Genomic DNA, 9,897 nt, shown 5'->3' on the forward strand with positions numbered 1-9,897 from the left:
GGCAAGCCGCTGAAGCTGAGCGACTGGAAGGGCCGCGTGGTGCTGCTCAATCTCTGGGCCACCTGGTGCGCACCGTGCCGCAAGGAAATGCCGGACTTGGCCAAGCTCGAGAAGGAGCTGGGCTCCGACCAGTTCGAGGTTGTGGCCGTCAGCGTCGACCGCAAGGGGGCGGAAGCCTCCGCCGCCTTCCTGAAGGAGACGGGCGTCGACAATCTGAAGCTTTACGTCGAGCCCTCGACGAAGATCGTCAATGACGTGCAGTCGGCCGGCCTTCCCGCCACCATCCTGATCGACCGCCAGGGCCGCGAGCTTGGCCGCATCCTGGGACCCGCCGACTGGGCGAGCCCGGAGGCGGTGGCACTGGTGAAGGCTGCGCTGGCGCAGAAGTAGCCAAACGCCTGGGCGGGGCCAGGACGGGCATTCTGGTGCTCATGTAGGGGGGTAGCGGACTACTCCATCTGGCCGAAAAGCAATCGTTACGAACTTCAGAAAGAGGCAATCATCCCCGTGAAGGCGGGGATACAGCGTTGATGCGCCTCCCTCCCTCATCATCTTGCGCGGACTTGATCCGTGCACCCTCTTTCGTGCGGCGCAAAAAAGACCCCCGGGTCAAGCCCGGGGGAGATGAAACAGTGTGGAAAGCGTGAGGTACGGGCCGTTCCGTCAGCGCGTCGGGATCGGGGTCTCGCCGCGGTAGTCGTAGAAGCCGCGGTTGGTCTTGCGGCCGAGCCAGCCGGCTTCGACATATTTCACGAGAAGCGGGCAGGGGCGGTACTTCGAATCCGCCAGCCCGTCATGCAGCACCTGCATCACCGAGAGGCAGGTATCGAGGCCGATGAAGTCGGCGAGTTCGAGCGGGCCCATGGGGTGCCGCGCGCCGAGTTTCATGGCGGTGTCGATCGCTTCCACGCCGCCAACACCTTCATACAGCGTATAGATCGCCTCGTTGATCATCGGCAGCAGGATGCGGTTGACGATGAAGGCGGGGAAGTCCTCGGAGACGGCGATGGTCTTCTTGAGCGAGGACGCGAATTCCTTGGCGACCGAGAAGGTGGCTTCGTCGGTGGCGATGCCGCGGATGAGTTCGACCAGCTCCATCACCGGCACCGGGTTCATGAAGTGGATGCCCATGAACTTCTCGGGGCGGTCCGTCGCGGCGGCAAGGCGCGTGATCGAAATCGAGGAGGTGTTGGAGCCGACGAGGCACTCGGGCTTCAGGTGCGGGCAGAGCGCCTGGTAGATCTTGCGCTTGACCTGCTCGTCCTCCACCGCGCTTTCGATGATGAGGTCATAGTCGCCAAAACCCTCATATGAGGGGACGCCCTTGATGCGCGAGAGGGCTGAATCACGGTCGGCTTCCGAGAGCTTGCCGGAGCGTACCCGGCGGGCAAGGTTGCCGTTGATCGTGGCAAGGCCTGCCTCGATCCGATCCTTGCTGACGTCGTAGAGACCGACGTCATAGCCGGCGAGGGCGCAGACATGCGCGATGCCGTTGCCCATCTGACCGGCGCCGATGACGCCTACTTTTTTGATCTGCATGGTAACAATGTGCCTGAATTCAAATGCTGCCGGAGCCTATATCGCGCCTATTTGCAGGGCAAGAGCGTTTCGCAGTCGCAGCAATAGCACTTTAGATTGGGGAATGTGTCTATTGCATGGATGATCGGCGTTATGAGGGCTTCGCATCAGTCTCTGAGTGATGGCTTTTCGTCCGTGCAAAGAAAAAGGGCGGCCGAAGCCGCCCCTCAATTCCAATGATGTGAACCGCTCACTTGCCGAGCTTGGCGAGTTCCGCGTCGAGTTCGGGGACGGCGGTGAACAGGTCGGCCACGAGGCCATAGTCCGCCACCTGGAAGATCGGCGCCTCTTCATCCTTGTTGATGGCGACGATGATCTTCGAGTCCTTCATGCCAGCGAGATGCTGGATGGCGCCCGAGATGCCGACCGCGATGTAGAGGTCGGGGGCGACCACCTTGCCGGTCTGGCCGACCTGGTAGTCGTTCGGCACATAGCCCGCGTCAACCGCGGCGCGCGAGGCGCCCACGGCGGCGTTGAGCTTGGAGGCCACCTGGTCGAGCAGCTTGAAGTTGTCGCCGTTCTGCATGCCGCGGCCGCCGGAGACGACGATCTTGGCGGAGGTGAGTTCGGGACGGTCCGACTTCGACAGGTTCTCGCCCTTGTAGGAAGAGAGGCCCGGATCGGCGACGGCATCGACCTTCACCACTTCCGCCGAACCGCCCTCGCCCGTTGCCGGGAAGGAGGCGGTGCGCACGGTGATGACCTTCTTGGGGTCCATCGACTGCACGGTCTGCACCGCGTTGCCGGCATAGATCAGGCGCACGAAGGTATCGGCCGACTTCACTTCCGAAATGTCGGAGACCTGCATCACGTCGAGGAGTGCTGCAACGCGCGGCATGAAGTTCTTGCCGTTGCCGGTGGCGGGCGAAACGATGTGATCGTAGCCCGGCGCCAGCGATACGATGAGTGCGGCCATCGGCTCGGCGAGCGGGCGCTCGAGCGAGGCCGACTCGACGTGCAGTACCTTCTTGACGCCATCGAGCTTCGCGGCCGCTGCTGCAGCGGCACCGGCATTGCTGCCGGCGACCAGCACATGCACGTCGCCGCCCATCTGGGCCGCGGCGGTCAATGCCTTGTGGGTTGCGTCCTTGATCGACGCATTGTCGTGTTCGGCGATGAGGAGGACAGCCATCAGATTGCTCCCGCTTCCTTGAGTTTTGCGACGAGTTCGGCGGGCGAGCCCACCTTGATGCCGGCCAGGCGCTTTGGCGGCTCCTCGGTCTTGACGACCTTGAGGCGCGGCGCGGTGCTGACGCCGTAATCGGCGGGCGTCTTCTCATCCAGCGGCTTCTTCTTCGCCTTCATGATGTTGGGAAGCGAGGCATAGCGCGGCTGGTTGAGGCGGAGGTCGGTCGTCACCACCGCCGGCAGCTTGACGGTCAGCATCTGCAACCCGCCGTCGATCTCGCGGGTGATCTGCGCCTCGCCCGCACCGGGCTCGAGCTTCGAGGTGAAGGTGGCCTGCGGCCAGCCCAGCAGGGCTGCCAGCATCTGGCCCGTCTGGTTGCAGTCGTCATCGATCGCCTGCTTGCCGAGGATCACGATCTCGGGACCTTCAGCCTCGACCACGCCCTTGAGAATCTTGGCGACCGCCAGGGGTTCGATCAGGTCGTCGGTCTTGACGAGGATCGCCCGGTCGGCACCCATGGCGAGTGCGGTGCGGAGCGTTTCCTGCGCCTGGGCAGGGCCCACCGAAATGGCGATGACTTCCGTCGCCTTGCCGGCTTCCTTGAGGCGAACGGCCTCTTCGACGCCGATTTCGTCGAAGGGGTTCATCGACATCTTGACGTTGGCCAGTTCGACACCCGAACCGTCGGCCTTCACACGGATCTTGACGTTGTAGTCAACGACCCGCTTCACAGCGACCAGGACTTTCATTCTGTTCCTCGATTTGGCGGTCTTTGAAAAAGTGGGCGGACCCTAGTGAGGGGAAAACCTCAAGTCAATTCCAGCAACGCCGCTTGATGGCCGAATGCGACCTATCCTTTGGGCAAATCGCCGCCTTCGGGCTCCAGCCGCAACCACAATCGCCGCCGCAGGGCATAGGTCAGCCCCGCACCCGCGACAAATCCGCCGATGTGGGCGACCCAGGCGACCTCGGCCTCCGGGTCGGCCCGGTCCATCCACCAGGAGAAGATCTGCAGCAGGAACCAGCCGCCCAGCACCCAGAGGGCGCCAATGCGCAGCGGAATGCGCATAAACAGCAGAATCCAAACGCGGGCCTTCGGAAACAGCACCACATAGGCCCCAAGGATGCCTGACACTGCGCCCGACGCCCCCACCAGCGGGATGCGCGAGCCGGGCGCCAGCATCACGTAGAGCAGGGCCGCCACCACACCGGACATCAGATAGAGGAAGGCGAAGGCGGCATGGCCATAGGCATCCTCGATGTTGTCGGCGAAGACCCAGAGGAACAGCATGTTGGAGATGAGGTGCCACCAGCCGGCATGGAGGAACATGTAGCTGATGAGGGTGAAGGGCTCGGCGATGGGATCATAGTTCAGCACGGATGCGGCGCTGTGGGTGAGCTCGGCCGGGACCACGCCATAGCCGGACGCGATCTGGTCGAGCACGGCTTCGGAGTTGAAGGCGCCGGTGGTGAGATACATCATCACGTTGAGCGCGATGATGATGATGGTGACGGCCTGGAAGCGGATGACCTTCAGCGGGGTTGAATCGTGAAGGGGAACGAACATGGCCTTTAGGTGCTCCGGGTCTTGCCCGGCACCCACAGCACGTCGCCCGCACCCGAGGTCGCGTTGGCCCAGCGGCTGGCGACGAAGAAGAAGTCGGAGAGGCGGTTCACATAGGCAATGGCACCTTCGCTCACATGCTCGCCCTCATGCGAGGCAAGCTCGACGATGAGGCGCTCGGCGCGGCGGCAGACGGTGCGGGTGATGTGGAGGTGTGCCGCGGCGGGGTGGCCGCCCGGCAGCACGAAGGAGCGAAGGGGCGAAAGCTGGCCGTTGAGTTCGTCGATTTCCTGTTCGATCCGCTCATACTGCTTCGGGAGAATGCGCAAGGGCTCGTATCCTAAGTCCTTGCCGGTGTCGGGCACGCAGAGATCGGCCCCCAAGTCGAACAGCTCGTTCTGGATGCGCGCCAGCATCTGGTCGAGCTTCTGCATTTCGGGGCTGCTGGTGTGGAGCCGCACCACGCCCAGCGTGGAATTGGTTTCATCCACCGTGCCATAGGCCTGGATGCGCAGATGCGCTTTCGACACGCGCTCGCCGGAGCCCAATGCGGTTTGTCCGGCATCGCCGGTGCGGGTGTAGATGCGATTGAGAACGACCATGGGAGCCTGCCTAACGTGAGTTGGAGGTGATTTCTACTCGTTTCTCAACAACGGCCCCGGCTTGGCCGAAAGTGCACGCCAGGTCACGGTAAGGCCGCCTGCCACCGTCACCACCATGGCGAGGAGGGCGGTCAGCACCGCCGTGGGGCCTGAGAAGCTCCACGGGATCTCGAGGATGAAATGCGACAGGAACCACGAGGCCGCCGAACCCACGGCGAGGCCGAACAGCGCTGCGGCAAGGCCGAGCCCCGCATATTCGATGACGAAGGCACCGATCAGCTGACGCTTCGTGGCGCCATAGGTCTTCAGCACAACGGCCTCGTAGAGCCGCTCGGACAGGCCCGCCGCCAGTGCGCCCGCGAGCACCAGCATGCCGGTCAAGAGCGTGAGGATGTTGGCGCCGCGGATCGCCATCAGCATCTTCTCCAGAAGCCCGCTCACCATGTCGATGGCGTCCTTCACCCGCACCGCGGTGACGGAGGGGAAGGCGCGTGCCATGGCGTTGAGGAGCTTGGCCTCGTCGCCACCCTTCATCTCGACGGTGACGAGATGGTTGTGGGGTGCGGCCTTCAGCGTGCTGGGCGTGAACACCATGACGAAGTTGATGCCGAGGCTCTTCCAGTTCACGTTGCGCAGGTTGGCGACCTTGGCGGTGATGTCGCGGCCCAGCACGTTCACTGTGATCTCGTCGCCGATCTTGACGCCGATGCCATGGGCGATCTCGTCCACCATCGAGACGAGCGGCGGGCCTGCGTAGTCGGCGGGCCACCAGTCACCCTCGACGAGGCGCGAGCCCTCGGGCAGCGTCTCGGCATAGGTGATGCCGCGGTCGCCCTTCAGCGCCCAGTTGGAGTCAGGCGATGCCTTCACCTTCTCGGCAGGAACCCCCTTCACCGCCGTCACCCGGCCGCGCAGCATCGGCGTGGTGTTAATATGCGTCACGCCGTCCTGCGTGGTGAGTGCGTCCTTGAACGCCTGCAGATGCGCATTCGGCACGTCGATGAAGAAGAAGGCCGGTGCGCGCTGCGGGATCGCCGAAAGCAATTCGCCGGAGACGCTGCGGTCGGTGAGCGCCAGCGTCACAAACAGCGTGAGGCCGAGGCCCAGCGCAAGGATCACCGAGGCCGCAGCGGAGCCGGGGCGATAGATGTTGCCAATGGCATAGCGCCAGATGGCGGAGCGGCTGCGCGGCAGGCGCTCCGCACCGTAAATGATGAGCTTCGCCAGCCCCAGCAGCACCACGAAGCTCGCCACAAGTCCGCCAAGGAAATAGGCCGTCACCTTCACGTTGTCGAAGGCATAGAAGGTGAGTGCCGCCATCAAGCCGAGTGCCGTCAGGATGACGAGGAAGGCGCCGAGCCCCGGCCAGCCGCGCACCGGCACGATGCGCGAGCGGAAAAGTGCGGAAGCCGCCACCTGCCGCGCATGGGCCAGCGGCCATAGCGCGAAGGCCAGCGTGGTGAGCAGCCCGAGCACACCGGCAAACACCAGTGGCCAGGCATTGAAGTGCTGCGACAGCGGCACGGGGATGATCTGGCCGAACAGCGCGGTGATGATTGGCGGCGCGATGGCACCCGCGGCAAGCCCAAGTGCGATGGCGATCCCCGCCACGATCATGATTTCGGTGAGATAGATGCCCATCACGTCACGCGATGAGGCACCGAGGCACTTCAGCGTGGCGATCGACCCCATCTTGCGTGTCACGAAGGCCTGCACCGCATTGGCGATGCCGGCACCGCCCACGATGAGCGAGGCGAGGCCGACGAGCGTCATGAAGTAGCCGAGCCGTTCGACGAAGCCATCTGCACCCGCTGCGGCGTTGTTGCGGTTGCGGATGCGCCAGCCTGCGTCCTTGAACGTGGCATCGGCTTCCTTCTCCACCGCCTTCGCGGCGGGCAGCGACGCATCGGCGAGTTTCACGCGGTAGCGATAGGTGACGAGGCTTCCCGGCTGCACAAGGCCGGTGGCAGCGAGTGTCTCGGGCGTGATCATCAGGCGGGGGCCGAGCACCAGCGTGTCGGACAGCCGGTCCGGCTCGGACTTGATCAGCGCGCGGATCTGCGCTTTGGCGTTGCCGAGCTTCACCGTGTCACCGAGTTTCAGGCCAAGGCGGCCCAGCAGCAGCGGGTCGGCAGCGGCACCGGCAACACCGTCCTTCGTGGCGATGGCCACGGCCAGCGGCATGCCGCCTTCGAGGTCCATGCTGCCGTAGAGCGGATAGTTGCCGTCGACGGCCTTCACCTCGACGAGTGCTGTGTTGTCTGCAGTGAGCGCCATGCCGCGCACGGTGGCGACCTTGCTCACCGCGCCCTTGGACGCGATGAAGGCCAGCTGCGGTTCCGTTGCCTGCTGGTGGATCAGCGAGAATTCGAGGTCGCCGCCCAAGAGCGGCTGGCCCTGCTCGTCGATGCCGCGCTCGATCGCGGCGGAAAGCGCCCCGATGATGGCGATGGTGCCGGTGCCGAGTGCCAGGCAGGTGAGGAAGATCCAGAAGCCCTGCAGCCCTGAGCGCAGGTCACGCCACGCGAAACGCAGCCAGAGTGCCAGGTTCAAGGCATGGCTCCGGACACGATCTTGCCATCGAGCACCTCCGCCATGCGGTCGCAGCGCTCGGCCAGCGCGCGATCATGCGTGACGAGGATGAGCGAGGTGCCGCTCTGCTCCTTCACGTCGAAGAGCAGCTTGATGATTTGTTCGCCGGTCACATGGTCGAGGTTGCCGGTGGGTTCGTCGGCGATGATGATCTTCGCACCGGATGCCAGTGCGCGGGCAATGGCCACGCGCTGCTGCTCGCCGCCGGAGAGCTGGCTGGGGTAATGGTCGAGGCGGTGGCCGAGGCCCACCCGCTTCAGCCGGTCGGCGGCGATCTCCATCGCGTCCTTCGCACCGCGGAATTCCAGCGGCACGGCCACGTTTTCGAGCGCCGTCATGGTGGGAATGAGGTGGAAGGACTGGAACACGATGCCCACATTGTCACGCCGGAAGGCGGCGAGTTCGTCCTCGCTTAAGCCGGCGAGGGACTGGCCCGCCACGGTCACTTCGCCCTTCGAGGCCTTCTCGAGCCCGGCGATCACCATGAGCAGCGTGGTCTTGCCGGAGCCCGAGGGCCCGACGATGCCGAGCGCCTCGCCCGGCCGCACCGCGAGGTCCACACCCCGCAGGATGTCGACGTTGCCAGCCCGGCTGGGCAGCGTCAGGTGGACTTGTCTCAGGGAGACGGCAGATGTGGTCATGGCGTCGAACATGGCTTCCGTTACGGTCTAAGTCGAGGAGCGGATGCTTGAACCGGACAACCGTGGCGCTTAAGTGACGCTCATGCTGAAAATCTTCGCCGCCCTCACCCTTCTGATCCTCACGACAGTCGGGGCCGCCGCTGCCCCCGTCACCATCCTGGCGCTGGGCGACAGCCTGACGGCCGGGCAGGGGCTCGTCCTGGCGGAGGGCTTCCCGGCCAGGCTGGAGGCAGCCCTCAAGGCCAAGGGCCATGACGTGAAGGTGATCAATGCCGGGGTTTCCGGCGACACCGCCGCGGATGGTGCCGCCCGGCTGGACTGGGCGCTGGCGGAACCCGTCAACGCCGTCATTGTCGAGCTGGGCGCCAATGACGCGCTCAGAGGCCTTCCCGTGGCCCAGGCCGAACAGGCGCTGAACCAGCTCTTGACCGCGCTGGAACAGAAGAAACTGCCAACGCTCCTTGCCGGCATGAAGGCGCCGCCCAACATGGGGGCGGATTACCAGACCCAGTTCGAAGGCATGTACCAGCGCCTGGCGGCGAAGCACCCGACCGTGCTGGTCTACCCCTTCTTCCTCGACGGCGTGGCAGCGGACCCGAAGCTGAACCAGGACGATGGCATTCACCCCAATGCGGCGGGGGTGGACGTGATTGTTGCCCGCATGCTGCCCAGCGTTGAGCAGCTTCTGGGCAAGGCTGCCGGAAATTAGGGCTTTGGTTTCACGAATTTCGCGATACCGTTGGGCCATCGCGATTCGCCCATCCTTGACGCCAAAGGAGGCCCCGCATGCCACGACTCTTCACCGGCGTCGAAATCCCGGACGATGTGGCCTTCGATCTCGACCTGATGCGAGGCGGAATTAGCGGGGCGCGCTGGATCGACCGCGAATCCTATCACATCACGCTCCGCTTCATCGGCGACATCGACGAGGGGCTGGCGCGCGAGATCAGCTACGAACTCGAAGGCGTGGAGGCGCGGCCCTTCAAGCTCAGGCTTTCTGGTTGCGACGTGTTCGGCGGCAACAAGCCCCATTCGCTGTTCGCCGCGGTGGAGGAAAGCCCCGAACTCCGCCGCCTGCAGTCGATCCACGAGCGCATCTGCCAGACGCTTGGTCTGCCGGCGGAGCAGCGCAAGTTCGCGCCGCACGTGACTTTGGCGCGGCTCAAGGAGCCGAACCTTCGGGCCTTGCACCACTTCGTCGCGTCCCATAACCTCTACAAGAGTCGGGTCTTCGAGGTTGGGCGCTTTGTCCTGTTTTCGTCGCGCCCGTCGCGTGGGGGTGGTCCCTATGCGGTCGAGGAATCTTATCGTTTGCAGGCAGGTTTATGACGGACAAGCCACTGGTCGGTGTCGAACGCGCCAAGGCGCTCCATGAGTTGCACGGATGGACGGAGGCAAAGGGCCGCGACGCCATCACCAAGACCTACCAGTTCAAATCCTTCAGCCAGGCCTGGGGCTTCATGAGCCGGGTGGCGCTGTTCGCCGAAAAGACCGACCACCACCCGGAATGGACCAATGTCTATGGCCGGGTCGACGTGACGCTCACCAGCCACACGGCGGGCGGCGTCACCGAAAAGGACGTGGCGCTGGCCCAGAAGATGGAAGCGCTCGCGAATTCGTGATCGCCTTGGCGCTTTTCTAAATTTCCTGTAACTTGCCGCAGAAGTGGTACGAACCCATATTCGAACAAGGTTTTCTGGAGGAACGAACACTATGGCCGACACTCGCTTTCAAACCCAGGTCAGGAATCAGTCCCGGGCTGAGATCGACCAGGGGCTCCGCTCCTATATG

The 9,897-nt window shown here is 64.2% G+C and carries 11 protein-coding genes; 4 read left to right on the forward strand and 7 right to left on the reverse strand.

Annotated features, from left to right (window positions below; translation table 11 throughout):
* Nucleotides 1-390, forward strand: a 390-nt coding sequence (locus tag WCJ41_RS17975; RefSeq protein WP_336907215.1) for a TlpA disulfide reductase family protein, incomplete at its 5' end; no start/stop codon positions are given.
* A 273-nt stretch (nt 391-663) separates the two neighbouring features.
* Here WCJ41_RS17975 and WCJ41_RS17980 read toward each other — a convergent pair.
* From WCJ41_RS17980 to WCJ41_RS18010, 7 genes are all read right to left on the reverse strand, one after another.
* Nucleotides 664-1,539: a 3-hydroxybutyryl-CoA dehydrogenase gene (locus tag WCJ41_RS17980; RefSeq protein ID WP_336907216.1), complete on the reverse strand. Its 876-nt coding sequence runs from the start codon at nt 1,537-1,539 to the stop codon at nt 664-666.
* A 229-nt stretch (nt 1,540-1,768) separates the two neighbouring features.
* Nucleotides 1,769-2,710, reverse strand: a complete 942-nt coding sequence (locus WCJ41_RS17985; protein WP_336907217.1) for an FAD-binding protein — start codon at nt 2,708-2,710, stop codon at nt 1,769-1,771.
* Nucleotides 2,710-3,456, reverse strand: coding sequence for an electron transfer flavoprotein subunit beta/FixA family protein (locus WCJ41_RS17990; protein ID WP_336907218.1), 747 nt, complete (start codon nt 3,454-3,456; stop codon nt 2,710-2,712). The genes WCJ41_RS17985 and WCJ41_RS17990 overlap by 1 nt, the downstream gene beginning before the upstream one ends.
* Nucleotides 3,457-3,557: 101 nt before the next feature.
* Nucleotides 3,558-4,274, reverse strand: a complete 717-nt coding sequence (locus WCJ41_RS17995) for a rhomboid family intramembrane serine protease (protein ID WP_336907219.1) — start codon at nt 4,272-4,274, stop codon at nt 3,558-3,560.
* 5 nt (nt 4,275-4,279) lie between these two features.
* On the reverse strand, nt 4,280-4,873 hold the full coding sequence (locus WCJ41_RS18000) for a cob(I)yrinic acid a,c-diamide adenosyltransferase (protein WP_336907220.1): 594 nt from the start codon (nt 4,871-4,873) through the stop codon (nt 4,280-4,282).
* 33 nt (nt 4,874-4,906) lie between these two features.
* Complete coding sequence (locus WCJ41_RS18005; protein ID WP_336907221.1) at nt 4,907-7,426, reverse strand: FtsX-like permease family protein; 2,520 nt, start codon at nt 7,424-7,426, stop codon at nt 4,907-4,909.
* Nucleotides 7,423-8,106: an ABC transporter ATP-binding protein gene (locus tag WCJ41_RS18010; RefSeq protein WP_336907225.1), complete on the reverse strand. Its 684-nt coding sequence runs from the start codon at nt 8,104-8,106 to the stop codon at nt 7,423-7,425. The genes WCJ41_RS18005 and WCJ41_RS18010 overlap by 4 nt, the downstream gene beginning before the upstream one ends.
* 82 nt (nt 8,107-8,188) lie before the next feature.
* Here WCJ41_RS18010 and WCJ41_RS18015 point away from each other — a divergent pair, with 82 nt between their 5' ends.
* From WCJ41_RS18015 to WCJ41_RS18025, 3 genes are all read left to right on the forward strand, one after another.
* Nucleotides 8,189-8,815: an arylesterase gene (locus WCJ41_RS18015; RefSeq protein WP_336907222.1), complete on the forward strand. Its 627-nt coding sequence runs from the start codon at nt 8,189-8,191 to the stop codon at nt 8,813-8,815.
* 77 nt (nt 8,816-8,892) lie between these two features.
* Nucleotides 8,893-9,435, forward strand: coding sequence for an RNA 2',3'-cyclic phosphodiesterase (gene thpR, locus WCJ41_RS18020; RefSeq protein ID WP_336907223.1), 543 nt, complete (start codon nt 8,893-8,895; stop codon nt 9,433-9,435).
* On the forward strand, nt 9,432-9,728 hold the full coding sequence (locus tag WCJ41_RS18025; protein WP_336907224.1) for a 4a-hydroxytetrahydrobiopterin dehydratase: 297 nt from the start codon (nt 9,432-9,434) through the stop codon (nt 9,726-9,728). The genes thpR and WCJ41_RS18025 overlap by 4 nt, the downstream gene beginning before the upstream one ends.
* The last annotated feature ends 169 nt before the right edge of the window (nt 9,729-9,897 follow it).

Origin of the sequence: Aestuariivirga sp. (assembly GCF_037139295.1) — a bacterium.
Lineage (GTDB): Bacteria > Pseudomonadota > Alphaproteobacteria > Rhizobiales > Aestuariivirgaceae > Aestuariivirga.